Source organism: Blautia sp. 1001283B150304_161114_C9, assembly GCF_015668165.1.
GTDB lineage: Bacteria > Bacillota > Clostridia > Lachnospirales > Lachnospiraceae > Blautia_A > Blautia_A wexlerae.
Genome location: NZ_JADPGO010000011.1, coordinates 1 through 24,062, shown reverse-complemented (window position 1 = coordinate 24,062; position 24,062 = coordinate 1). Strand labels below are relative to the sequence as shown.

Here is a 24,062-nt window from a genome sequence, read left to right as displayed (position 1 = left end):
CAGACACGCTCTAGATCTCAATCATCACAAGAGAGAGGAAATAAATAACCGGTGCTGTGAAAATCACACTGTCAAATCTGTCAAGGATTCCTCCATGTCCCGGAATTAATTTTCCATAATCTTTAATCCCCTGATTTCTCTTGATCGCAGATGCAGCCAGATCGCCTACCATGGAAATCAACGCTCCGATTGCACAGATCACAGCATATTCCAGCATCGGTCCCTGAGTGGCTGCTGCATAGATCACACCAAGAAGTGCAGCTCCTGCCACACCACCCACAGCTCCCTCCACAGATTTCTTAGGGCTGAGGACAGGTGCCATTTTATGTTTACCGATCAGCATTCCCACACAATATGCGCAGGTATCACATCCCCATGAGCACAGAAAGATCAGCCATACGTGGAACTTTCCACCGGGAAGCTCTCTGGTAAGATAAATAAACGACAACATAACTGCCACATACACAATACCAAACAGTGCAGGCATTACCTGCCCTGCCTCATAGGTTGGATAAGTGAACACGTATACAAACATGAGCAGCACAAGTCCGAAAATGATTGCCAGCACTCCATACCTCTCAAAATCAAGCAGTACTGCCAGATAATATAATACTACGCCTAAATAGCCTGCTGCTGCCAGCAGATTTATCTTCTCATCCTGCACCTTCATTGCTCTGTACAATTCTCTCATTCCAATGAGAGAAACCGCAAGAAGTGTGAAAAACAGCACATAATCACCGCTGATAATAGTGGCAAGCGCAATAATCACAAGCAGGATTCCGCTTAAGAGTCTTGTCTTAAACATTCTTTACTCCTCCTTAACTCCGCCGTATCTTCTGTCTCTCTGATTATATTTCTCAATAGCCTTAATCAGCTCTGCTTTATTAAAATCCGGCCATGCCACATCTGTGAAATAAAATTCTGTATAAGCCATCTGCCATAACAGAAAATTGGAAAGTCTCAATTCACCGCTTGTGCGGATCATCAGATCCGGATCAGGGATTCCTGCCGTATCCAGGTAATTGTCAAAAACATGCTCATCAATTTCTTCCGGCTTTACTTTTCCATCTGCAGCATCCTGAGCAAGTTTGCGGATACCTCTTATGATCTCATCTCTGCTGCCGTAGTTCAATGCGATTTGGAAATAGATTTCATCATATTTCTGAGAATATTGTTCCAGACGTGCAATACTTTCCTGAATATCCTGATCAAATGCCGAAACCTCTCCGATCACCCGGACACGCATTTTGTTCTTATCTGCCAGTTTAATACATTTTTTCAGATAACTTCGGAACAGTTTCATCAGACCGTCCACCTCATCTTTGGAACGTTTCCAGTTCTCTGTGGAAAAAGCATATACAGTCACATATTTGACTCCCAGCTCCTTCATATAGTCACAGACTGTTTCCAGATTTGCACAGCCCTGCACATGTCCGTAGCTTCTGGGCATTCCCTTTGCCTTCGCCCAGCGTCCATTACCATCCAGAATAATGGCAATATGATTTGGTACATTCATACTCTTGTTTCCTTTTCTTATCCTGTTATTCCTTTAACCTTACTGTCTCATCATAATGAACCACAGTTTCCGGTCCATTATCTCATTCAGATAAAAAGAGAGCCCGCATTCATGGAGCTCTCCTTTTCGTTTCCCTTATACGGTCATGATTTCTTTGCTCTTTGCATCCACTGCCGCATCAACTTCTTTGATATATTTATCTGTGCTCTTCTGGATTTTCTCCTCAAGTTCTTTGATCTCATCCTCAGATACATCCTGTTTTGCAAGTTTCTTAAATGCATCATTTGCATCACGACGAATGTTGCGGACTGCTACTTTGGCTGCTTCGCCTTTTTTCTTGACATCTTTAACCAGTTCCTTACGGCGTTCCTCTGTAAGTTCCGGGAATACAAGGCGGATTACTTTACCATCGTTGCTTGGATTTAATCCAAGGTCAGAGGTAAGGATTGCTTTCTCAATTCCTTTGATCAGGCTGCTTTCCCATGGCTGGATCTGGATCATACGAGCTTCCGGGACAGTGATATTTGCCACCTGCTGAAGAGGTGTCGGAGCTCCGTAATAATCTACGGCGAGTTTGTCAAGGATATGCGGGTTCGCACGTCCTGCACGAATTGTAACCAGTTCGCTCTCAAGGCTTGCCAGTGTCTTTTTCATCTTCTCTTCATATTTCTGAATTCTCTCATCCATTAGGTTCGTCTCCCTCTTTTTATAGTTTTTATATTACACTTTCTCTGTAAACTGACTTATAAGCCTTACTTATACAGTAACCTTAGTTCCGACAAATTTGCCATGTACTGCATTGATGATGCTGTCTTTTTCATCCAGTGCAAATACCAGCATCGGCATCTTCTGTTCCATACACATGATCGATGCTGTCAGATCCATAGCTGCCAGTTTCTTTGCAACTACTTCTTCAATGGAAATTTCATCATATTTTACTGCATTCGGGTTTGTCTTCGGATCACTGTCATAAATTCCGTCAACAGCTTTTGCAAGAAGGATTGCTTCTGCTTCGATCTCTACTGCGCGAAGTACAGTGGCTGTATCTGTGGAGAAGTAAGGATGTCCTGTACCGCCTGCAAAAAATACGATCTTGCCCTGTGCAAAGCTTGCTTCCACTGCATCCTTAGAGTAAAGGCTTGTAAATGCACCGCATACAAATGGTGTAAAGATTTCTGTCTTTAATCCAAGGTATCTGCAGATATCAGATACATAAATACAGTTCATAACTGTTGCAAGCATACCAATCTGATCAGCCTTATTCCTGTCGATAGTCTCACTGGTGCGTCCTCTCCAGAAATTACCTCCGCCGATCACGATGCCGATTTCCAGTCCTTCCTCAGCAATTGTCCTGATCTGCTTTGCAACTTCAATAACAGTCGCCTCGTCAAATCCGGTCTTCTTCTCACCGGCAAGGGCTTCACCGCTTAATTTTAATAATACACGTTTCATAGTAACTGTCTCCTGAAATTAATTTTATCGCAGGTAACAGAGGATCGGAATACCTCCTCTGTTACATTCGTAGTTCTATTCTACCATATTCCGGCAACAATTTCATTACCATTTTCATCAACTGTTGTAGAAACTGTGAAATTGCTGTAATAATGGAATCCTGTTTTACCTGTCTCAGGATCATCCTCATAGCTGCTGCCCTGTGGAGAACCGCATGCGCCTTCCAGTGCATCCAGAGACTGACCGATATACTGTTCTGCTGTGGAAATCATATCGCCGCCATTGTTATCCTGATCTGTGTTTCCACCACCGCCGTTTCCACCATTTCCATTATCTGTGCTTCCACCATTTCCATCATCAGAACCATTATTACTGCCATTTCCATTTCCATTGTCATCTGTATTCTGGTCACCGCTGTTATTATTATCTGCTGAATCAGAATTATCTGTAGAATTCTTATCACTGTCGTCTGTGGAATCTGATTCTGACTTACTGTCATCTGTAATGCCAAGACGTTCCTTTACCGCATCAAGCGTGGATACTTCTTTTGTTGATGTACCTGTCAGATATTTTGCATATGGGATCGCATCATCATCTGTGCCATCCATACATAACGTAATCTGCGAAATTGTTCCAAGCGGAATATCGCGGAAAAAGCATTCATTCTTGTCCTCATCAGCATATGCAATACGGATATCATAGGAAGCTGTACTCTTGTTGGATGTTGTCTGTGTATCTGATGTCTGTGTACCTGATGTCTGTGTATTTGCAGTCTGCATATAATATAGTGCCTTGTCCTTATCTGTCAGGGTAAACATTCCATTGATGAGATCATCTCCCCATCCTCCATCCTCGTCTGCATCATAATCCTCACTGTCTTCATCCACATGAGTGCGGATATAGAGTGACTGGATGTCATCCCCTGTATTATTTACAAACACAATCTTAGATGCTGTGGAAGTTTTCTCCCCCATTACATTCTTTATGTCTTCATCTGCTGTCTGCTGCATATCCACCATATCGACTGCCTTGGTTACCTCAGGAGTCGGGGTAGCTGTTACCTCTACAGGTGCTGTCTCTGTTGTCTTTTTCTTACCACATCCGGCAGCTGCCACTGTCATTACCAGAAGACCTGCCAGTATTAAATAACGTTTCTTCATAATATATTCCCTCCTGCTATATGGAATATCTTTTTTCTTTTTAACAATGTCATTTTTTCAATTTCCTATTATTGCAGAGTATCGAAAACTTGTCAACTAAGCCTCTGCCGATTTCATACAATTTTAAGACTTTCAGATTTTTAAAGTCTCTGTCTGCAGACGCATTCTTATGAAAAAATCACATTTTTCCTACTTCATATTATGATGTCAGGATTAAAAAGTATCTGACCCTGATATCATATTATTGCACACAAGGAAACACGCACTGTAATCAGCAGATACTCACCAGAAAGGACTGCCATGTTACTCTGGCAGTCCTTTCTTATCTCTTTCGGATCATATTTAACATATTTTTATTCTGCAAGCTTCATCAGAAGTTCCACACATCCTTCCTATGATAAAACCGACATATTCAGACAGATATCATAGTTTTCCATTTTTTCTGAAAGCAAAACTGCATTATCAATATAGATTCTTAACCTTAAAGTCACGCTCTGCTTCTCTTCTCTGGTCTTTCTTTGCAATATCCTGTCTCTTATCGTAGAGTTTCTTGCCTCGGGCCATACCGATTTCTATCTTTACCAGGCTATCTTTGAAGTAAACTTTCAGAGGTACTAAAGTTAACCCTTTTTCTTTGAGCTTTGCTTCAATCTTATTGATCTCATATCTGTGAAGCAGAAGCTTACGGATTCTCAGCGGGTCTTTGTTGAAAATATTTCCTTTTTCATAAGGGCTGATATGCATTCCGTAGATGTAAACCTCTCCGTTTTCCACACGTATAAAGGATTCCTTAATACTACACTTACCCATGCGCAGGGATTTTACCTCTGTTCCTGCAAGGGCAATGCCGGCTTCATAAGTATCTTCTATAAAATAATCATGAAATGCCTTTTTATTATTGGCAATCAGCTTCATTCCTTTTTTCTTTGCCATAATATCCTCCAAGCCATTTTTATTTAACTCTCTTCTTCATCATCAAATACCAGAAGTGTATCCATACATTTTTATTTAATTCTCTTCTTCATCGTCCCGGATATCAGAAACCAGCTCAAAGTCTACAGTCTTGAGCATCTTATCTGCATCTGCCACGCGGACACGAACCTTATCTCCCAGCTTGTACACTTTCTTTGTCATCTCACCGCGAAGTTCATAGCTCTCCTGGTCAAAAACATAGTAGTCATCACGCAGCGTGTTGACATGAACCAGTCCCTCTACAGTATTCGGAAGTTCCACATAAAGCCCCCATCCGGTAACACCTGAGATAATTCCCTCGAACTCTTCTCCCAGATGGTAGGACATGTATTCTGCTTTCTTCAGCTTGTCTGATTCACGCTCTGCCTCATCTGCGCGGCGTTCGCATACACTGGACTGCCTCGCAACTTCATCAAGGATTTCAGCATAGTGTTCGGTTCTGCCTTCACGCATCAGTCTGCCTCGTAAGTTATCCTTAATGATCCTGTGGATCTGCAGATCAGGATATCTTCTGATCGGAGATGTGAAATGGCAGTAATATTTTGCTGCCAGTCCAAAGTGACCGCTGCATTCTGTTGTATATTTCGCCTGTTTCATGGAACGCAGCACCAGACGACTGATCATTGCTTCATTCGGAAGCCCTTCGATACTTTCGATGATCTGCTGGATTTCTTTTGGCGTGATTTCTTCTTTTGCTTTCTGAATCTTCACACCCTGATTGTGAAGTAATGTCAGAAGACTCTCCACTTTCTCCGGATCCGGGTTATCATGGGTTCTGTATACAAACGGAATCTCTTCTGTGCAGTATTCCTGTGCCACAGTCTCATTTGCCATCAGCATGAAATCTTCAATGATTTTGGTTGCCACATTTGCTTCATATGGCTTAACATCGATTGCTTTTCCTGCTGCATTGAGAATAATCTTGCTCTCCGGGAAATCAAAGTCAATGGAACCTCTGTGATGGCGGCTGTTTCGTAAGATTCCGGACAGTTCTTTCATCATAAAGAACATCGGGATAAGTGCATCATACCGTTTCTTTGCTTCTTCGTCTGTGTCCTCAAGAATGTTCTTTACATCAGTATAGCACATTCTCTCATTTACGTTAATCACTGTTTCTGCGATCTGGTGGGAAACTACCTTCCCCTTTTCATTAATGTCCATCAGGCAGCTCAATGCCAGTCTGTCTTCTCCCTGATTCAGGGAACAGATTCCATTTGAAAGACGTTCCGGCAGCATTGGCACAACGCGGTCTGCCAGATAAACACTGGTTCCACGTTTCAGTGCTTCCCTGTCCAAAGCACTGTTGTACTGTACATAGTTGCTTACATCTGCGATATGGACTCCCAGATGGTAGATGTCCCCCTCTTTTGTCAGGGAAATCGCATCATCCAGGTCTTTGGCATCTTCGCCGTCAATAGTGACTGTCTGCAGATGTCTCAGATCCAGTCTTCCATCTCTGTCTGCATCCAGCACATGATCCGGAACACGCTGAGCCTGCTTCATTACTTTCTCAGGAAATTCACTTGGGATTCCGAAGCTCTTGACGATTGCCAGGATATCTGTACCCGGTGTTCGGATATTTCCCAGATTCTCCTTAATTTTTCCTTCAGGATTCTTATTTCCGGAGCCGTAATCTGTGATCACCGCGATTACTTTATCACCATTTTTAATTCCTGCTGCTTCTTTTCTCGGAATGAAGATATCTTTGGAAAATTTCGGATTATCACTGATCACAAAACCGAAATCCCGATTTAACTGGTAAGTTCCTACAATTTCAGGCATACCACGTTCCAGAACCTTCACAACTACACCTTCCTGGCGTTTTCCCTCTTTTTTGTCATCTCTGATGATGATCCTTACTTTATCCTGATGCATGGCTGTTCCTGTATCACTTTCAGGAATAAAGATATCCTCATCCTGTCCTTCGATTTCTACGAAGCCGAAACCTTTGGGATGTCCGATGAATGTTCCCTCAGCCTGGATTCCCTCCGGCTGCTCTTTTTTATTTTTATCTTTTTTATTTTTATCTTTCTTCTTTCTGCCATACTCTGATCCGTATTCTTCTCTTCGGTCATCGTAATAACGGTCATCTTTTTTCTTTTTCCATTTTCCTTTGACCTTTTCATATCTGCCCTTGCGGTCTACAGATACCTTTCCTTCCTCGCAAAGTTCGTCCAGAACATCATACAGCTCTCTTTTCTCTTCTTTTGAAAGTCTCAGAAGAGAAGAAATCTCGCGGAGTCTCATTGGCTGATAAATAGGATCTCCCATCAGTTCCAGGATAAACTTTTTTCTTCTGTCCATATCTTTTTTACTCATATTACTCCTCACAGCCTCCGCAGAGGACTTTTATCTGATTCAGCTCTTTATGACACAAAAAACACTCTTGCACATAACAAGAGTGTTTCAAATTTCTTTTCTGATTAACCAAGCATATTTAATGCTACAGAAATTACAAAAAATAAAATTCCCATAATAGTGGTTGCCTTAACAAGTCCGCCCTCCATGGAACGACCTTTGTTCTTACCCCAGTATGTTTCTGCTGCTCCGGCGATAGCACCAAGTCCCTGCTGCTTACCTTCCTGCATAAGAACTACTACTGTAAGAGCGATGCAATCTATTATGAAAATGACACTCAGAATGATCTTAATAATCTGCACTTCGTTACACCTCCTAATCAACTGAGTTTCATTGTAACATAGCCGGATGGGGATTTCAACCACAATTCAGAGTTTTTGTCAGGTTTCTTAACAATTTTTTTCATTTTCTTTAAAAGGATTTTCATACACTGCCAGTTCTCCCAAGGCCTCATGGATACGAAGAAGCTGGTTATATTTGGCATTTCGGTCCGAACGGCAGGGTGCACCTGTCTTAATCTGGCCGGCACCTGTGGCAACTGCCAGATCTGCGATAAATGAATCTTCCGATTCTCCTGATCTGTGAGAAATTACTGCCCTGTATCCCGCTTTCTGTGCCATTTCCACTGCATCCAATGCTTCTGAAAGTGTTCCTATCTGGTTTAATTTTATCAGAATGGCATTTGCCGCTCCCAGTTTGATACCACATGCAAGACGTTTGATATTCGTGACAAACAGATCATCACCTACGAGCTGTATTTTATCTCCCAGTCTTTTTGTCATCTGTTTCCAGCCTTCCCAGTCATCTTCCTCAAGTCCATCTTCAATGGAAACAATCGGGAACTTCTCTGCAAGTTTTTCATAATATTCTATCATCTCGCCGGAATCCCTGAGAACTTCTTCCCCTTTCATTTTTCCTTCTCCGGGGAAAACATAAACGCCTCTTTCTTCATCGTACAGTTCACTTGCCGCAGCATCAATTGCAATGCTGATATCCTTTCCGGGTTCATACCCTGCCTTTTTTACTGCTTCCAGAATCACTTCCAGGACGCTTTCTGAATCGGAAAGATCCGGTGCAAAACCTCCCTCATCCCCGACTGCAGTTGACAGACCTTTTTGTTTCAGGATAATTCTGAGAAACTGGTATACTTCCGCACACATTCGGATCGCCTGCTCCATATTTTCCGCTCCCGTCGGCATGATCATGAATTCCTGTAAATCCACCGTATTGTCAGCGTGACGTCCCCCATTTAAGATATTCATCATCGGTACAGGCATCTGTCTGGTATGGCAGCCGCCAAGATACTGATATAAAGGAACACGAAGAGCTGCTGCTGCCGCCCTTGCTACTGCCAGGGATACTCCCAGTGCCGCATTTGCCCCTACATTACTTTTATTGTCTGTGCCGTCTGTTTCTATGATTTTTTTATCAATATAGGACTGATCCAGAGCATTTTCTCCAAGAATTGCTTCTGCCAGCTTTGTATTTACATTCTCCACTGCTTTGCGGACACCAAGTCCGGTGTAGCAGCCTTTTTCTCCGTCACGAAGCTCCACTGCCTCGAACTTTCCTGTGGAAGCTCCCGAAGGGACGATTGCCCTTCCCGTATATCCATTTATCCCGATCACACCTTCTCCTACTGTTACTTCTACTTCCACTGTAGGATTTCCTCTGGAATCAAGTACCTGTCTTGCATGAACCCTTCTTACAGGCAGATAACGTAACATATTAGAACCTCCTGATCATTTTAATAAACCGGTAACTGTTCCATATTTTCACAGTTACAGTTAAACCTCAAGTCAAAATACGTCACTGAGAACGGCGTGAACAGTAACGTAATTTGACTTGTATATCTTTACAACCATATTTTTACCCAATATGCTTCCGGCTATGCATTGTCTATATTCATTATTATTTTCAGAATATTTTATCAATACAAATAATTTTAATATTATCTTTTAAATATTTTTGTAAATTTTCTATTTTTATTCTTGACATTTCATTCTTTATCTGTTATATTAAGTTCATAAAACAAAAGGGATTACGAAAAACAAAAAAGTAAAGGAGTGAGACCACCGAAAACATAATCTTTTCTTCATAATTTAAGAAAGCGAGGTACAGACCACCAGAATAGCAAAGTTTCAAATTCATGACTTATAAGAAAGGCAGGTACGGACCACCAAGAACTTAAGCTTTTAAATCCAACTAAGTTTTATAAGTAGTTCCTATCAAACAAGGAAGGTACAGTCCAATGGAAACCTAACGATTTATCTTATTTTGAACGTAACAGTTAAACATTCTAAAGAAGGTACGGTCCAATGGAAATTTAATGATTTACCTTATTTTTAAAGTGACATTCAATCAAAATAAGGAAGGTACAGTCCAATGAAACGTTAACGATTTACCCTATTATAAAACGTAACCGTTCATTTACATGAAGAAGGTACAGTCCAATGAAAACTTAACGATTTACCCTATGAAACTATAAAAGGAAGGTACAGACCAATGGGACAGTAAGTTGAACCGTTAATTTCATAATTCAAATTCATACAATTTCATAATTTATTTTACAGAAAGTGAGGTATCATCCCTTGGATACAGAATTTTAACAGGAGCCACGATGAAATATAAATCTGTGGCTCTTTTATTTGTCATTCAGCTTCTATAGTTCCCCTCTTTCTCATATATTAAACTAATATCATTCCGTTCTGAGGTTAATACTCTCTATGCATCTCAAATACATATCTTCCACTCGGATTTTCTCTTCCAGATTTACCAAGATTTTTCTTCTTTTCTGTGCTTGTGCATTTATAGGTTCCTCTATAGGAAAAATCGTATCGCACAACACTGCCAGACAGACTGCTGCTTCTGCCCAAAGTTCCAACTGGGGACTCAGTTTTCAGGAAGAAGGCAAACGTCCTGTTGGAAATGCAACGATAGAAGAACTGGCTCAGTACAATGCCTTTTTTGCTGAAGATACCGAAGAAAAGAAAATCTATCTCACCTTTGACGCAGGCTTTGAAAATGGAAATACTCCTGCTATTTTGGATGCACTGAAAAAACATCAGGCACCTGCTACATTTTTTGTGGTGGGAAATTTTATTTCTGAAAATCAGGAGCTGATAAAAAGGATGGAAGCCGAAGGACATATTGTTGGAAACCATACGATGACACATCCTGATATGTCAAAGATTTCCACGCAGGAATCTTTTCAAAAAGAACTGTCTGGTGTAGAAGATATTTATAAAGAAATTACCGGTAAGGAAATGACCAAATTCTACCGGCCGCCGCAGGGAATTTACAGTACCCTGAATCTGTCTATGGCCAAAGAAATGGGATATTATACCTTCTTCTGGAGTCTTGCTTATGTGGACTGGTATCAGGATAATCAGCCAGATCCGCAGGAGGCTATCGAAAAGCTGACCAGACGAATTCATCCCGGTGCTATTGTTCTGCTGCATAGCACATCTTCTACTAACGCGCAGATTCTGGATGAACTCTTGAACAAGTGGGAAGATATGGGATATTCGTTCCATTCCTTAAATGAGCTGATTGAACATTCCTGATCCCGTTCCCCGTATGCAAGATTTTCATAATTGAAGCAAAAGTTAACTCTACCCAAAAAGGAGAGGCACTCAGCAGGATCTTTATCCTTCAGAGTACCTCTCCTTTTGTTTATAAATCAATACTTATGAGAATATCAATTTATGTTACGTTATGTGATTTTGTAACCGTCCTGCATTTTTACAGTTACGGTTCGTTTTTACAAATAATTATTCAGCGTCTTCTGCTGCTTCAGTTTCTTCTGGCTCTTCTGTTGTTTCTGCGTCTTTTGTATCATCAGATGCTTCATCTGTGTCTGCTGCATCTTCTTTGTCAGCATCTTCTGTTGTTTCTTCACTGTCTACAACTCCACCTTCAACTACCAGATCTTCCGGATCAATGTTGTCGCCATAAACAGGTTTCAGAGTTTCTTCAAAGTCTTTGTGGAAGAACTGTTCGTCTGCAAGAGATTTGATTTCGTCATTGATTGCATTGAGAAGATCTGTATTACCTTTCTGTACTGCCGGTGCAATTGTATCGATATCACCAAGGGATTCGATTCCTACAGAGAAACCTTCATTCTGCTGAGCCCATGCAAGAACCTCTGTGTTATCTGTGGAGAATGCATCTCCTCTTCCATCCAGAAGTGCATCATATGCTTCCTGATATTCATCAAATTTTACAAGTTCAATGTCCGGATAGTTTTCTGTGAAATATGTTTCTGCTGTAGTTCCTTTTACAACGATCAGCTTCTTACCTTCCAGATCTTTTACATCTGTGATCAGCGCATCATCAGGAGAAACAACACCAAGAGCTACTTTCATGTATGGAAGTGCGAAGTCTACTTTCTCTGCTCTTTCATCTGTTACTGTGAAGTTTGCAAGGATCACATCAACTTTTGCAGACTGCAGGTATTCTACACGGCTTGCTGCTTCTACATAAGTAAATTCTACATCATCTTCACTTCCGAGGAGGTCTTTTGCAAGTCTCTTTCCAAAGTAAACATCATAGCCCTGAACATCACCGTTTTCGTCTACATATCCAAATGGGTTCTTGTCACTGAATACACCGATCTTAATCTTGCCGTCTTCTTTGATCTCATCCAGAGTACGGGCCTGTGCAGTGTTTCCTCCGTCATCTGCCGCACTTACAAGAATACTTCCGCCAAGAAGTGTTGTTGCTGCCACACCTGTTGCTAATAAAACTGCTAATATTTTTTTCTTCATGTTCTTTTCCTCCATGTTTTAAAAAATTTTAATTTTATTATAATTTTTATAACCAGCTCTCGTAATATCCTGCTATTTCATGGTTATTATCACCCATTTTAGGATTTATACAATATTCTGTTTTCCTCTATTCTATTTTTTCACTGTTTCATAATGGAAACTGTTCAGGAACTGTTTTGCCCTGTCAGTCTTCGGATCATCAAAGAACTGTTCCGGAGTGTTCTCTTCTACAATATTTCCCTTATCCATAAAAATCACTCTGTCTGCTACGGAACGGGCAAATTCCATCTCATGAGTGACGATCAGCATGGTCATTCCTGTCTTTGCAAGTTCCAGTACTACCTGAAGTACTTCTCTTACCATCTCAGGATCAAGTGCTGCTGTAATCTCATCCAGAAGCATGATCTCCGGATGCATCAGCATGGCACGTACAATGGCAACTCGCTGTTTCTGACCACCGGAGAGCTGTCTTGGATAATTATCTTTCTTATCCAGAAGACCAACCCGGTCAAGAAGCTGCTCCGCTTCCTTTTTCACTTCTTCTTTGTTTCTCTTCTGCACTTTCATCGGTGCCAGAAGAAGATTATTTAAAATTGTCATATTCGGGAAAAGATCATAGCTCTGGAAAACCATTCCTATCTTCTCTCTGACTTTGCTTATATTCTTTTTTTCTTTCTCATAGCTTACACCGTTAAGCTTCAGTACGCCGCTGTCAATCTCTTCCAGTCTGTTGACACATCGCAGAAAAGTACTTTTTCCACATCCGGAAGGTCCTACGATCACTACCACTTCTCCCTTTTGCAGGGAGAAGGAAACATCATCCAGAATAGGAACATTGTTTACATATGATTTCTTTAAATGTTCTACTTCTAAAATCGGCTGTCCCATTCATTTATCCTCATTTCTCTATTAATCAGCAAACTTCTTTTCCAGTACTCTGGAGAGTCTGGAGAAGGGAAAACATATGATAAAATACATAAAGAATACTGCACCGTATACCCAGAGGGCCGCTGTCGGATTTGTATAACGTGATGCATCTATGATCTGTTTTCCAACTTTCAATACCTCTACAACTCCGATAAGAGCTACCAGCGATGTGGTCTTGATCATTCGGGTAAGAAGATTCACTGCGGATGGAAGAAGTCTTCTTATAGTCTGTGGAAGAATAATATAAAGATAGACCTGCCATTTGTTTAATCCAAGACCGTATCCGCTGTCATACTGGTGTTTAGGAATGGAGATCAGCGCACTTCGCACCAGATCACCCATTTCAGCAGTTCCCCAGAATGTAAATACAATGACCGCCGCTGTCTCACCGGAAAGGTTCATCCCCAGATGCTTGGCCGCTCCGAAATATACCAGGAACAAAAGCACCAGCTGCGGCATGATTCTTACGATTTCAAGGTAAATGCGGCAGATAAACTTAATGATTTTATTTGGGATATTCATTACCATCCCAAGAAGAAATCCAAGGATTATGGAAAATACCATGGAAATCAGTGCAATTCTTATTGTTACCCACAAGCCCTGCCAGAGTCTTAATGAGTTGATTCCCTTAAAAAGAACCTCAATCCCCATATTCTGCATAGCGGACTCTCCTTTCTACAAATGAACAGATAAGTGAGATTGGTAAAAGTATGATCAGATATGCGATTACCAACATAAACAGGGCTTCATCTGTTTTGTAATAAATTCCGATCAGGTCTTTTGTCACAAACATCAGGTCTGCAAGTGCTACTGCGCTGAATACGGAGGTTTCCTTAATAAGAAAGATCGCATTTGCACAGAATGCCGGAATAGAATTGGATACCGCCTGGGGCAGGATAATGTTTGTAAATACCTGACTCTTACTCATTCCAAGGCTTAATGCGGATTCTATCTGAATCGGTGGAACATTGTCCAGGCCGCTTCGGAAGGCTTCTGCCATATAACTGCCTCCGAGAAAGGTCAGTCCTGTGATCGCACACTGTTCTGAGCTGAGGACAATCCCTATTTTCGGAAGACCGAAATACAGAAAAAACAACTGGATCAACAATGGTGTATTTCTGGACAGTTCAATGTAACATTCCACTATCTGACGAAGTACAGGAATCCTGAAATACTTAATCATGCTACAGACAAGCCCAACCACAATGGCAAGCAGCACACCAATCACCGCCATGTGAAGTGTAAGCTTTGCTGCCTCAATATAAAGAGGTGTCTGCTCGCGGATAAACTCAAAATCCATGGTTACTTTATTCTCCTTCTATTATTATGATTTAGAGCATATTTGAAGAACGCTCTGGTGTGCCTGTGCCGCTTATTACTTTTCAATCCACTGCTATTTCGGTTAAAGCAGGTAGTTTACTTGATTTAGTTAAAGCGTTACATCTGCACATCTGTGAACTATCATAACATTTCAGGCTTCATCCTGCAAGCTTTTCATAAATTGCATCTGCAAGTCTGCTATGTCCCAGTTCATCCAGATGCTCCTGATCAGCTTCTCCCGGTCGGGCAAATTCTGAAGCCGGAAGATAAGAAATATTTCTTCTTCTGGCGATTTTCTCATACACCCGGGGCAGATTCCATGATACTTCGATAGAATTCTTATCGAATTCCGGATCAAAATCCTCTTCCCAGATTCTCTCCCCAAGGTAGATTGGAGATACCAGTAATATTTTGGCATCCGGGTTTACAGTGTTGATCTGATCAAGGAGCTGTTCAATCCCCTGTCCGATCACTTCCGGGGTTGCGCTGTATACGCTTTTACAATCGTTCGTGCCAAGCATGAGAACGATAGTGTCTACTGGTCTGTGGCTCTCAAGGATTGCCGGAAGCATTTCTGTTCCTCTTCTTTCTGTACGGAATGGATCATCGAATACGGTGGTTCTTCCGCAGAGTCCTTCTTCGATTACTCTGTAGCCTTTTGTTCTTACTTTGTCATCCAGGATGCTGGTCCAGCGGGTACCCCATCCGTATCTCTGATTAGTAGTTCCCGGGATTAAACCGTATGTATTGGAATCACCGAAACATAAGATTTGTTTCATGTCTTGTCACCTTCTTATCTGATATTTTTAATGGGATTTTTGTTTTCCTTGTTTTCATATTTATTTGATAGGAATACTATACAATCTTTATTTTTGTTTGTCAAGCCCTTTTTTATTTTCTTTTGAAAAAATATATTTGTGTATGGTTAATTAAATATTAAGTATTAAAGGGGGACGCCTGGAAAGAGTGCTTGTTTTCTGAGCGTCCCTTTATTAACACAAAAAGAGCAGCTACTACACCTGATATAAGATGTAATATCTGCTCTCCTTCGTGCGATATTCTGTTATGAATTATAACACTGTTATTTTCATTTATTCAATACCTGTTCTACCGCATTTTTCCGGTTGTATCTACGGAACAAAACGGATGTATGTCATTTCACCTGGAATTTCTTTCCAGGTCAATTCTGTTTTTTCCTCACACTTCTCAGAAAATAGCAAATCGACCACGCAATACTCATTCCCGCCGCAATTCCAAACGCAAAAAGAAAAGTGTCCCGTCCATATTCCAATGCCCGAACAGTATTTCCTTCCACAATGCTGTTCATACAATAATAAAGAGTACTTCCGGGAATCAGAGGGATTACGGAAGTAACAAAAAAAGATGTAGATGTTTCTTTACAGATTCTTGCAAGAATTTCTGCATACACATCTGTAACAAAGCCAGCCATCAGCGTCGGAAGAAAAACATTTCCCCAGAATTCTTTTCCCAGAAGGAATACCAGCCAGCTAAGGAAACCGCCAACTGCTGCCAAAGGCAAATATTTCTTTTTTATATGAAAAAGAATTCCAAATCCCACAGAGCCAATGGCTCCGGTAATTAATTGTATCATGATTGCTGCAGTCAAAGTCTAAACCTCCCAAATAAAATAATTGCTCCCATAAATCCAAGTGCCAGTGCCGCAGCAAGTAGTAAAGCAGCGATCAGACGGATGATTCCGGAGAGTGTATCGCCAATAAGTACATCCCGGATTGCATTTGTCGACATCAATCCCGGAATCAAAAGCATAATATCACCGATCATAATCTTATCCATGCGAAGGAATGGGTACAGCAAGGTTAATCCACAGATTGCACAGCCTGTAAGAAAAGACGCCACAAACTGAAAAGTCACTTCATTCATGCATACCGGACGAAGATATTGCTGTAATCCCCAGATCAGAACAGCCCCAAGCCCTGCTGCAACAGCATCCGGAATACTTCCACCATAAAAAAAAGCAAAACTGCATGCAGCCAGAAGGCTTCCAAGAAGTTTCCATAGCGGTTTTGTTTTATTTATATTAATTTTATCAAATTCCTTCCGAAGCTCTGCTGCCGGAACAGGATGATTACAGAAACGACGGCTCAGGTCATTCAACTGCTCCAGTTTGGTAAAATCATTTCCTCCGCACTCCCTGATCCGTCGGGTCTGTGTCCGCGCTCCTTCTCCCGGAAATTCCATGGTAATAACGATACTGGATGTGATCACAAAAACATTCATCTGCGCAGCACCACAGGCATAACCCATTCGGTTCAGCGTATCCTCCACCCGAAAAATCTCTGCACCGCTGTTTAACAATGCGTCACCCATATCAAGAAAAATGTGTAAAAAATCTTTGGACGTCTGCATAGGAATACTCCTTTAATTTTATAGAAAAGAGTCCGGCATAATATACGCCAGCATCTCATTTCTGCACTTTTGTATTCTGATGATAGCTTATAGCAATTCCATAAATTACTGCAAACAATCCAGTCCATCATAGCGTGAAGTTCTGCGTCAGATATCTTTGCCATGCGTCAGCACGCCTGCAGGTATCTTCCTTGTCCTTCGCACTCTGCTGAACTGTCTTGATTGCATTATTTTATGGAATTGCTATAAGTATAAAGCTTAACTGCCGCTAATACAACTTCTATTTTTCTAGTGCTTTCATAAAATATTAGTCCTGAATTTTATATTTTTTATATTTCGCAGGTGTGGTCCCTGTGTATTTTCTGAAAATTTTTATAAAATAGCTCTGTGTGGAAAAGCAGAGATATTCACTGATCTGTGCTGCTGTATAATCTGAATAGGTCAGCATATTACAGGCAGCTTCTATCCGTTCTTTCTGAATATAGTCGACAAAAAGCATTCCTGTTTCTTTTTTAAACGATCTGGAAAGATAACTGGCACTGATCCCTGCTGCCTCTGCAGTTTCTTTCAGTGTGATAGAAGCATGCAGATGAAGATGAATATATTTTACTGCCGCTTCAATTTCTCTGCTGTAATGTCTCATTCCGGACTTTTGCACTTCCTGGGCAAATCTCAGGGCTGCTTTTTGTAATAACTTTTCTATAGAAGATTTACTGGTGCACTCTTCTACTGTCTGAATATAACCGTCGCTTAATGCATAAGCAGTTTCTTCAGGTACGCCACCTTCAATCGCAGCTCTGGTAAACAGCGTAATTCCTGCGATAAACATATTTTTACTGTTTCGCAGTTCATTTCTGGACAAGATTCCAGGAGTTCCATCCGGTGTGATCTGAAAAACGGACTGTATTCTGTCTGTCTGACCATTCCTGATAGCATCATACTGCCGACGCTCACTTGCATAAGATTCATGTTTCTGTAAATTCTCACGTCTCTCAAATAGAGTATTCCTGCTTCGGTTCTCTGCGATCTGTTGTTCTTTTTCGTTATATTTCTTATTTTTCTCCTGCATCTTTATTCCTCTCACATATACAGCAATATTTTGTTATTTATAGCAATATTTTACTATATTTTATCATTTACAGGTGATATAGTCCAGATAAAGGCAACACAAACAATCTGTTCAACATATATTCAACTTATGGAGGAATTTATTATGAATCGTGATTTAAAAAAAATCATCAGCCAGATGACTCTGGAAGAAAAAGCAGGTATGTGCTCAGGTCTTGATTTCTGGCATCTGAAGAGCGTGGAAAGACTTGGAATCCCGGAGGTAATGGTAAGCGATGGTCCTCACGGGCTTCGTAAGCAGGATGACAAGGGCGATCATCTTGGAATGAACGACAGTATCAAAGCTGTCTGCTTCCCTCCTGCTGCTTTAAGTGCCTGCTCTTTTGACCGCAACTTAATGGAATCCATGGGCGAGACTATTGGCAGAGAAGCTCAGGCAAATGACGTATCTGTTGTTTTAGGACCTGCTGTCAATATTAAACGTTCTCCGCTCTGCGGAAGAAACTTCGAATACTATTCAGAAGATCCATACCTTGCAGGTGAAATTGCTGCTGCATTTATCAATGGTGTGCAGTCCCAGCATGTAGGAACTTCCATCAAACATTTTGCAGCTAACAATCAGGAATATCACCGCATGAGCAATTCTTCTGAAGCAGATGAAAGAACACTCCGCGAAATTTATTTTCCTGCATTTGAAACTGCAGTAAAAAAGGCTCAGCCATATACCTTTATGTGCTCCTACAATCAGATTAACGGTACTTTTGCTTCCGAGAACAAATGGCTTCTTACCGATGTTCTCCGCAATGACTGGGGATTTGAAGGATATGTTATGTCTGACTGGGGTGCTGTCAATGACCGTGTGAAAGGTCTGGAATCCGGCCTGGAACTGGAGATGCCAGGTTCCAACGGAACAAACGATGCTCTGATCATTGAAGCTGTAAAGAACGGAGCCCTGAAAGAAGAAGTTCTGGATCAGGCTGTAGAACGTATCCTGAATATTATTTACAAATATGCCGACCACCGCACACCACAGGAATTTACTATGGAAAAAGACCATGAAGAGGCACGCCGTATTGCAGAAGAATCTATGGTTCTTCTGCAAAACACAGACCAGATTCTGCCTCTGAAAGCCTCTGAAAAAGTAGCTTTTATAGGTGGTTTTGCCAAAAAACCTCGTTTCCAGGGCGGCGGAAGTTCTCATATTAACTGTTTTAAAATTACCAATGCACTGGAATCTGTTCCTGCTGATGCACAGGTTACTTACGCAGAAGGATTTCCTGCTGATAAAGATTTATATGATGAAAAGCTGGCTGCTGAAGCAGTTCAGGCCGCAAAAACTGCTGATAAGGTTGTGATCTTCGCCGGACTTCCGGACAGTTTTGAGTCTGAAGGATATGACCGTTCTCATATGAGACTGCCTGAATGCCAGAACCGTCTTATTGGTGAGATCCTTGAAGTTCAGCCAAATACTGTGGTCGTTCTTCACAATGGTTCTCCTGTGGAAATGCCATGGATCAATGATGTGAAAGGTATTCTGGAAGCTTACCTTGGCGGACAGGCAGGTGGTGCTGCTGTTGCAAATATCCTCTATGGTATTGTGAATCCAAGCGGTAAACTGGCTGAAACAATCCCGGTGAAACTGGCTGACAATCCATCCTACCTGAACTTCGGCGGTGGCGATAAAGTGGAATATCGTGAAGGTGTGTTTGTAGGATATCGTTATTATGATACCAAGCAGATGGAAGTTGCCTATCCATTTGGATACGGACTTTCCTATACTACATTTACATACAGCAATCTGCAGATTTCAAACACAACTCCGACAGAAAAAGATACCATCTCTATTTCTGTAGATGTGACAAATACAGGCAGCGTTGCAGGAAAAGAAGTTGTCCAGCTCTATGTCAAAGATATGACTTCCTCTGCAATCCGTCCCGAAAAAGAACTGAAAGGCTTTGAGAAAGTTCAACTTACTTCTGGTGAAACCAAAACAGTTACCATGAAACTGGATAAGCGCAGCTTTGCATGGTACAATACTGAATTACATGACTGGTATGCAGCAAGCGGCAAATATGAGATCCTGGTCGGTGCATCTTCCAGAGATATCCGTCTCTCTGAAACCATCAAACTCTCTAGCAGCCAGGTGATTCCGATGCATGTTCACATGAATACCACACTTGGAGAACTGCTCCGCTATCCTAAAACAAAAGAAACTGCAAAAGAGTTAACATCTAAATATCTCTCTGCAATGAACGGCGGAAGCGAAACTGCTTCTGAATCTGCTGCAGAAGCCATCTCCGAGGAAATGGTAGAAGCAATGACTGATTCCATGCCGCTTCGTTCTCTGTGCAGCTTTGGCGGATTCTCACGTGCTGAAATCCAGGAGATCATTGATAAACTGCAGGCATTATGTTAATAACCTTAAAGTATTTACTCTGCTATTTATCTTATTTCATGTGGAATATTACTTTAGAATAATTTTGCATGATATATTACTCCATATAAGTAAAAGCTACTGCATATACATCCGGAAAAATATTCCAGATTGTGCAGTAGCTTTTTTATTAATATGTATATCCTTTACTTTAATTATGGTGAATCTCAAAGATTATTGTATTTGTCAAATAGCTATTCCTTGTATATTTTATATTATCTTGCACTCTGTTAACTGCACCTTTATTTTTCTCTTGTCAGAATTTTTTTATAAGTAAGATCCATGCCAAAAGCCCCCAGTGGAGCTGTGATAATAATTGCCATAACAGCTACGGAAAGTACAATTTTTCCGCACGGCAATCCTGCTGCAAAGGGAACAGAGCCAATTGCTGCCTGTACCGTTGCTTTCGGAAGGTATGCAATAACACAAAAAGCCCTTTCTTTTGCAGATAGATTTGTTTTCACTGTGCAGAGCAGTACGCCGAAAGACCGGAAGATCAGTGCAACGAAAATCATAGCAACTGCGGCAAGTCCGGCTTCCAGTGTATAGCGGATATCCACAGCAGCACCCACCAGAACGAAAAGAATCACTTCCGCAGCCAGCCTTCAATCGCAATCAGGAGAAAAGAACATCCCAGAACAATGATTACTTTCATACTGTTTCTGACATAATGTTTCTTCGCATATGCAGTCTCAAAAAACAGATACAGCAGATAGCCCACACTCGCTCCAAGAATAATTCCCAGAATAATGGAAACCGGAATATTAGCAAATGCTTTGATATCCGCGGTTATTACAACACCGTTCTTTTTTATACCTACCAGCCAAACGCATCCCGAATCAATGCCCCAGTTTCTCCATCTATGTAAAATAATTCCTGTTCGTCCGGAGAATCTTTCCACTGGTAAGGGCAGCGGAAACTCCAGACAGGCCTGTAAACGATTCCCTCTGCAGTTTCATCAATATAATATTCCAGACAGATTTTTGTAACTGGAATCGTGGTTGATTCCGTTTCCCCTGTATCATTCTGTTCTGTAAAAAAACCGATTTTCCCGTCTTTTACATATTGTTCCACTGATTTTAGAATTTCTTCCATAGGAAGCATAGTAACTGATTCTTCCTCTTTCACTTGAAGTGGAATCGGCATATTAAAATAGCAATCTTCAAGTTCAGGGCCAAAACCTGTATTTCCCCGATAATAATGCTGGGAAAGTCCACCCACCAATACTCCATTCAGCAGAATTTCCGTGTCGTAATAATCATATCCTACTTCCATGTCGCTGATTGATTTTCTTACAGAAGTTCCAGTTAAATTAGCTCTGGAAAGCAGCTGATTTATAATATTTAATTCCTCATCTTCCGTACTTTTTCCTAAAGATCCCAGGTCTTTTTCACTTAATCCATCACACTGTATCATTCCGTCTGAAACGAATAACTGCAGTCCTTTTTCTTTATTTTCCCAGACCATTTCATCTGTCACAGATTTTTCCCAGCCATCTTTCCCACCAAACCAGGAGCGGATTTCTTCCTCTGATACGTTACATTTTTCCAGGATTCCTTTCGAAACATCGGAGGTACTTCCGATAATATCGGCCTCTATCGTAAGCGTTCCTGATTTTCCCGGCAAAGAAGCTGTTACATGACTTTCCTTTACCTGTAACACTGTTGTTTCTGAATCATATTTCTCATTTACTTCCGTAGAATCTAAAGAACTTTCTGAACTTGTTGTTTCCTGTGTATTCTCATCCAAGGAATCCGAAGTGGGTTCTACTCCAGTATCTTCAGCTAGCAGCTTTCCTTCTTTCCTGTATTTTTCTATGATATCCCGTACTTCATTATTTAATGGAAGGGTTAACGTAAGAGTCTGAGGCGTATATCCTCTGTAAACATCCTCCGCAGGCAGTGCATAAGAGAGCATTCCTTCTGAATCTGTAAAAGAACCAGTTTTAAAAATTTTTTCGTAAACTTTATAATCTTTCCAGGTGTAATAAATCTTACCGTTATAATCCGGATATGCCTGAATGGTCATGGAAAGCTCTACCTTGGAATCTTCTTTTAATATTTTTTCTGTCAATGCATCATCATACAGGGTAATATGCCCATAATAGAGATTTTCCCCGTCTATCTTATTCAAAGATGCAAGTGCATCTTCTCCATTCACTGTCGCATGGTCCCTGCAACTGATCATATAGTTCCTCGCCTCGTTTGAAGGTTCGCCCAGAAAGCTTAAACTACTGCCATCAAAATAAGCTTCTGTAATAGAAAGCATAGACTGTCTCCAATCCATCTCCTCAGGAGTTATATGATAAGAAGTCATATCTTCTACATTTTCTGCATTTGAATCAGGTTCTGTAACAATCATTTGGGCAGTTTCCTGTCCAGTAACACCCTGCTGCTCCAGTTCTTTATGAAGCCATCCAAGTTTTGTTGCAAGTACACCGGTGCTAATGCCTAATACAGCAGCCACCGGAAGAAGAATCCGAATTATTTTTTTCTTATTCCCTGAACTTTTCTTTCTTCTTTCATCTGGTTTTATGACTAAATTATTCGTGTTACCAATTCTCTCATCTGGAGAATCTAAAATTCCCTTCAGAACATCTTCCATAGCTTTATCAATATTATCGGGTATCTCAGTTTCTTCTTTTAAAATTTTTCTGATTTCTTTTTCATTCATATCCATCACCTCCTGATCACCCTTTTTAATTTTGCTCTTGCCCTGGAAAGTTTAGTTGATACGGTATTGCTGTTCATTTCAAGAAGAACACCTATTTCCTTTACAGAAAATTCATCAAAATAATAGAGTTCTACAATTTTCCTACTTTCTTCATCAAGACATAAAAGCAATTGCTTCCATTCACAAAGATCCAGGTCTTCACAATGTATACCTTCTTCAAAATTTTCCAGTTCTGTGTCACGGTTCTTTTGACGGAGAATGTCTTTACATTCGTTTATCAGAATCCGAATCAGCCAAGTCTTAAAATATTTCACTTCTCTCAGCCCCTGTATATTTTCATAACAGGACAGGATTGCATTTTGCAGTGCATCTGCAATGTCTTGCTCGTTCCGAAGATAAACCCAGGCTGCTTTATATAAGCTCTGCTTATTCATCCGGATCAATTGAACAAACGCTTCTTTATCTCCGTTTTTAGCTGCTGTTACCAAAGCATCCATTTTTATACCCCCTTTTCATTTTTATAACTATTAGACTTGAAATATGGGCAGTTCCTTTCAAAAATTTTTTATTTTATACAAAAAAAGACACAGGCAATCGAAGATGGATCGTCAATGTCTTTTTATTCTCAATTTTCAAATTTGCTCATTTATGGTTGAAAAAAGGTACTTATCTGGTTCCTTTCCATTTTTAACAAAACAAAAAAGCCAGAAAGCCTTGATTTCACTGACTTTCTGACTCGTTAGAAGCAGGGGATGAGAGAATCGAACTCCCACCAAAGGTTTTGGAGACCCCTATCATACCATTTGACCAATCCCCTACAAAGTATATTTTATATACTCTCAAAACTACATACATGCTGACATTTCCCTGAGATTCATTACTTCCTGCGTTGCTGAGTGAATGATCTACTCCGCGGTGGTCACTTCGTGACTTCGCCTCTCAGCTTTTTTGGTCAAGCCCTCACCCGATTAGTAACAGTCAGCTCCATGCATTGCTGCACTTCCACCTCTGCCCTATCTACCTCG

General features: G+C 40.9%; 23 protein-coding genes and 1 tRNA gene. 2 read left to right on the top strand and 22 right to left on the bottom strand.

Going from position 1 to position 24,062, the window contains the following annotated elements; genetic code table 11:
- Window positions 1-10 precede the first annotated feature (10 nt).
- The 9 genes from I4V44_RS07545 to eno form a co-directional block, all read right to left on the bottom strand.
- Entirely contained in the window at window positions 11-805 is a 795-nt protein-coding gene (locus I4V44_RS07545) for a phosphatidate cytidylyltransferase (protein ID WP_196002550.1), read from the bottom strand.
- A gap of 3 nt (window positions 806-808) precedes the next feature.
- Window positions 809-1,537 carry an isoprenyl transferase gene (locus I4V44_RS07540; protein WP_330610608.1) on the bottom strand — a complete coding sequence of 243 codons (729 nt, stop codon included), beginning with the start codon at window positions 1,535-1,537 and terminating at the stop codon, window positions 809-811.
- 114 nt (window positions 1,538-1,651) lie between these two features.
- On the bottom strand, window positions 1,652-2,203 hold the full coding sequence (gene frr, locus I4V44_RS07535; RefSeq protein ID WP_008707656.1) for a ribosome recycling factor: 552 nt from the start codon (window positions 2,201-2,203) through the stop codon (window positions 1,652-1,654).
- Between the two features lie 69 nt (window positions 2,204-2,272).
- The gene (gene pyrH / locus I4V44_RS07530; RefSeq protein ID WP_008707658.1) at window positions 2,273-2,968 is read right to left on the bottom strand and encodes a UMP kinase; all 696 of its coding nucleotides are present in this window, start codon (window positions 2,966-2,968) and stop codon (window positions 2,273-2,275) included.
- An 80-nt stretch (window positions 2,969-3,048) separates the two neighbouring features.
- Window positions 3,049-4,128: a hypothetical protein gene (locus tag I4V44_RS07525; RefSeq protein ID WP_196002548.1), complete on the bottom strand. Its 1,080-nt coding sequence runs from the start codon at window positions 4,126-4,128 to the stop codon at window positions 3,049-3,051.
- 462 nt (window positions 4,129-4,590) lie between these two features.
- Complete coding sequence (gene smpB, locus I4V44_RS07520) at window positions 4,591-5,061, bottom strand: SsrA-binding protein SmpB (RefSeq protein WP_196002547.1); 471 nt, start codon at window positions 5,059-5,061, stop codon at window positions 4,591-4,593.
- A 75-nt stretch (window positions 5,062-5,136) separates the two neighbouring features.
- Window positions 5,137-7,419: a ribonuclease R gene (rnr, locus tag I4V44_RS07515; protein WP_196002546.1), complete on the bottom strand. Its 2,283-nt coding sequence runs from the start codon at window positions 7,417-7,419 to the stop codon at window positions 5,137-5,139.
- 104 nt (window positions 7,420-7,523) lie between these two features.
- The gene (secG, locus tag I4V44_RS07510; protein ID WP_008707669.1) at window positions 7,524-7,760 is read right to left on the bottom strand and encodes a preprotein translocase subunit SecG; all 237 of its coding nucleotides are present in this window, start codon (window positions 7,758-7,760) and stop codon (window positions 7,524-7,526) included.
- An 87-nt stretch (window positions 7,761-7,847) separates the two neighbouring features.
- A complete protein-coding gene (gene eno, locus I4V44_RS07505) occupies window positions 7,848-9,185 on the bottom strand; it encodes a phosphopyruvate hydratase (RefSeq protein WP_025580319.1) in 1,338 nt (445 codons plus the stop codon).
- A gap of 999 nt (window positions 9,186-10,184) precedes the next feature.
- Between eno and I4V44_RS07500 the strand changes: the two genes are divergently transcribed.
- Window positions 10,185-11,024 carry a polysaccharide deacetylase family protein gene (locus I4V44_RS07500; protein ID WP_196002545.1) on the top strand — a complete coding sequence of 280 codons (840 nt, stop codon included), beginning with the start codon at window positions 10,185-10,187 and terminating at the stop codon, window positions 11,022-11,024.
- A gap of 207 nt (window positions 11,025-11,231) precedes the next feature.
- Here I4V44_RS07500 and I4V44_RS07495 read toward each other — a convergent pair whose 3' ends face one another.
- The 8 genes from I4V44_RS07495 to I4V44_RS07460 form a co-directional block, all read right to left on the bottom strand.
- On the bottom strand, window positions 11,232-12,227 hold the full coding sequence (locus I4V44_RS07495; protein ID WP_118585849.1) for a cysteine ABC transporter substrate-binding protein: 996 nt from the start codon (window positions 12,225-12,227) through the stop codon (window positions 11,232-11,234).
- A gap of 132 nt (window positions 12,228-12,359) precedes the next feature.
- Window positions 12,360-13,115, bottom strand: a complete 756-nt coding sequence (locus tag I4V44_RS07490; protein WP_118585852.1) for an amino acid ABC transporter ATP-binding protein — start codon at window positions 13,113-13,115, stop codon at window positions 12,360-12,362.
- 21 nt (window positions 13,116-13,136) lie between these two features.
- The gene (locus I4V44_RS07485; RefSeq protein ID WP_008708209.1) at window positions 13,137-13,814 is read right to left on the bottom strand and encodes an amino acid ABC transporter permease; all 678 of its coding nucleotides are present in this window, start codon (window positions 13,812-13,814) and stop codon (window positions 13,137-13,139) included.
- Window positions 13,795-14,454 (bottom strand): amino acid ABC transporter permease, encoded by a 660-nt coding sequence (locus I4V44_RS07480; RefSeq protein ID WP_118585855.1) that lies wholly within the window; start codon window positions 14,452-14,454, stop codon window positions 13,795-13,797. Before I4V44_RS07480 ends, I4V44_RS07485 begins: the two co-directional genes overlap by 20 nt.
- Window positions 14,455-14,632: 178 nt before the next feature.
- Window positions 14,633-15,253 (bottom strand): GDSL-type esterase/lipase family protein, encoded by a 621-nt coding sequence (locus tag I4V44_RS07475; RefSeq protein ID WP_008708211.1) that lies wholly within the window; start codon window positions 15,251-15,253, stop codon window positions 14,633-14,635.
- Window positions 15,254-15,654: 401 nt separating this feature from the next.
- On the bottom strand, window positions 15,655-16,101 hold the full coding sequence (locus I4V44_RS07470) for a threonine/serine exporter family protein (RefSeq protein WP_118585861.1): 447 nt from the start codon (window positions 16,099-16,101) through the stop codon (window positions 15,655-15,657).
- The gene (locus I4V44_RS07465; protein WP_118585864.1) at window positions 16,098-16,862 is read right to left on the bottom strand and encodes a threonine/serine exporter family protein; all 765 of its coding nucleotides are present in this window, start codon (window positions 16,860-16,862) and stop codon (window positions 16,098-16,100) included. Before I4V44_RS07465 ends, I4V44_RS07470 begins: the two co-directional genes overlap by 4 nt.
- A gap of 307 nt (window positions 16,863-17,169) precedes the next feature.
- Window positions 17,170-17,931 carry a helix-turn-helix domain-containing protein gene (locus I4V44_RS07460; RefSeq protein ID WP_196002544.1) on the bottom strand — a complete coding sequence of 254 codons (762 nt, stop codon included), beginning with the start codon at window positions 17,929-17,931 and terminating at the stop codon, window positions 17,170-17,172.
- Window positions 17,932-18,075: 144 nt separating this feature from the next.
- Here I4V44_RS07460 and I4V44_RS07455 point away from each other — a divergent pair, with 144 nt between their 5' ends.
- Entirely contained in the window at window positions 18,076-20,346 is a 2,271-nt protein-coding gene (locus I4V44_RS07455) for a glycoside hydrolase family 3 C-terminal domain-containing protein (protein WP_196002543.1), read from the top strand.
- Between the two features lie 260 nt (window positions 20,347-20,606).
- Here the strand turns inward: I4V44_RS07455 and I4V44_RS07450 are convergent, their stop codons facing one another.
- The 5 genes from I4V44_RS07450 to I4V44_RS07435 form a co-directional block, all read right to left on the bottom strand.
- The gene (locus I4V44_RS07450) at window positions 20,607-20,954 is read right to left on the bottom strand and encodes a cation:proton antiporter domain-containing protein (protein ID WP_330610605.1); all 348 of its coding nucleotides are present in this window, start codon (window positions 20,952-20,954) and stop codon (window positions 20,607-20,609) included.
- Window positions 20,951-21,085: a hypothetical protein gene (locus I4V44_RS17885; RefSeq protein ID WP_330610604.1), complete on the bottom strand. Its 135-nt coding sequence runs from the start codon at window positions 21,083-21,085 to the stop codon at window positions 20,951-20,953. The genes I4V44_RS07450 and I4V44_RS17885 overlap by 4 nt, the downstream gene beginning before the upstream one ends.
- A 95-nt stretch (window positions 21,086-21,180) precedes the next feature.
- Complete coding sequence (locus tag I4V44_RS07445) at window positions 21,181-23,037, bottom strand: hypothetical protein (protein WP_243100764.1); 1,857 nt, start codon at window positions 23,035-23,037, stop codon at window positions 21,181-21,183.
- A 5-nt stretch (window positions 23,038-23,042) separates the two neighbouring features.
- Window positions 23,043-23,534 (bottom strand): RNA polymerase sigma factor, encoded by a 492-nt coding sequence (locus tag I4V44_RS07440; protein ID WP_118585873.1) that lies wholly within the window; start codon window positions 23,532-23,534, stop codon window positions 23,043-23,045.
- A 249-nt stretch (window positions 23,535-23,783) separates the two neighbouring features.
- Window positions 23,784-23,854, bottom strand: a tRNA-Trp gene (locus tag I4V44_RS07435).
- Between the last annotated feature and the right edge of the window lie 208 nt (window positions 23,855-24,062).

Excerpts from the sequence above, each read along its gene's own strand:
- I4V44_RS07545 (WP_196002550.1), bottom strand. The coding sequence starts at position 805 with ATGTTTAAGACAAGACTCTTAAGCGGAATCCTGCTTGTGATTATTGCG.
- frr (WP_008707656.1), bottom strand. The coding sequence starts at position 2,203 with ATGGATGAGAGAATTCAGAAATATGAAGAGAAGATGAAAAAGACACTG.
- pyrH (WP_008707658.1), bottom strand. The coding sequence starts at position 2,968 with ATGAAACGTGTATTATTAAAATTAAGCGGTGAAGCCCTTGCCGGTGAG.
- I4V44_RS07525 (WP_196002548.1), bottom strand. The coding sequence starts at position 4,128 with ATGAAGAAACGTTATTTAATACTGGCAGGTCTTCTGGTAATGACAGTG.
- smpB (WP_196002547.1), bottom strand. The coding sequence starts at position 5,061 with ATGGCAAAGAAAAAAGGAATGAAGCTGATTGCCAATAATAAAAAGGCA.
- rnr (WP_196002546.1), bottom strand. The coding sequence starts at position 7,419 with ATGAGTAAAAAAGATATGGACAGAAGAAAAAAGTTTATCCTGGAACTG.
- eno (WP_025580319.1), bottom strand. The coding sequence starts at position 9,185 with ATGTTACGTTATCTGCCTGTAAGAAGGGTTCATGCAAGACAGGTACTT.
- I4V44_RS07500 (WP_196002545.1), top strand. The coding sequence starts at position 10,185 with ATGCATCTCAAATACATATCTTCCACTCGGATTTTCTCTTCCAGATTT.
- I4V44_RS07495 (WP_118585849.1), bottom strand. The coding sequence starts at position 12,227 with ATGAAGAAAAAAATATTAGCAGTTTTATTAGCAACAGGTGTGGCAGCA.
- I4V44_RS07490 (WP_118585852.1), bottom strand. The coding sequence starts at position 13,115 with ATGGGACAGCCGATTTTAGAAGTAGAACATTTAAAGAAATCATATGTA.
- I4V44_RS07485 (WP_008708209.1), bottom strand. The coding sequence starts at position 13,814 with ATGCAGAATATGGGGATTGAGGTTCTTTTTAAGGGAATCAACTCATTA.
- I4V44_RS07480 (WP_118585855.1), bottom strand. The coding sequence starts at position 14,454 with ATGGATTTTGAGTTTATCCGCGAGCAGACACCTCTTTATATTGAGGCA.
- I4V44_RS07475 (WP_008708211.1), bottom strand. The coding sequence starts at position 15,253 with ATGAAACAAATCTTATGTTTCGGTGATTCCAATACATACGGTTTAATC.
- I4V44_RS07465 (WP_118585864.1), bottom strand. The coding sequence starts at position 16,862 with ATGCAGACGTCCAAAGATTTTTTACACATTTTTCTTGATATGGGTGAC.
- I4V44_RS07460 (WP_196002544.1), bottom strand. The coding sequence starts at position 17,931 with ATGCAGGAGAAAAATAAGAAATATAACGAAAAAGAACAACAGATCGCA.
- I4V44_RS07455 (WP_196002543.1), top strand. The coding sequence starts at position 18,076 with ATGAATCGTGATTTAAAAAAAATCATCAGCCAGATGACTCTGGAAGAA.
- I4V44_RS07445 (WP_243100764.1), bottom strand. The coding sequence starts at position 23,037 with ATGAATGAAAAAGAAATCAGAAAAATTTTAAAAGAAGAAACTGAGATA.
- I4V44_RS07440 (WP_118585873.1), bottom strand. The coding sequence starts at position 23,534 with ATGGATGCTTTGGTAACAGCAGCTAAAAACGGAGATAAAGAAGCGTTT.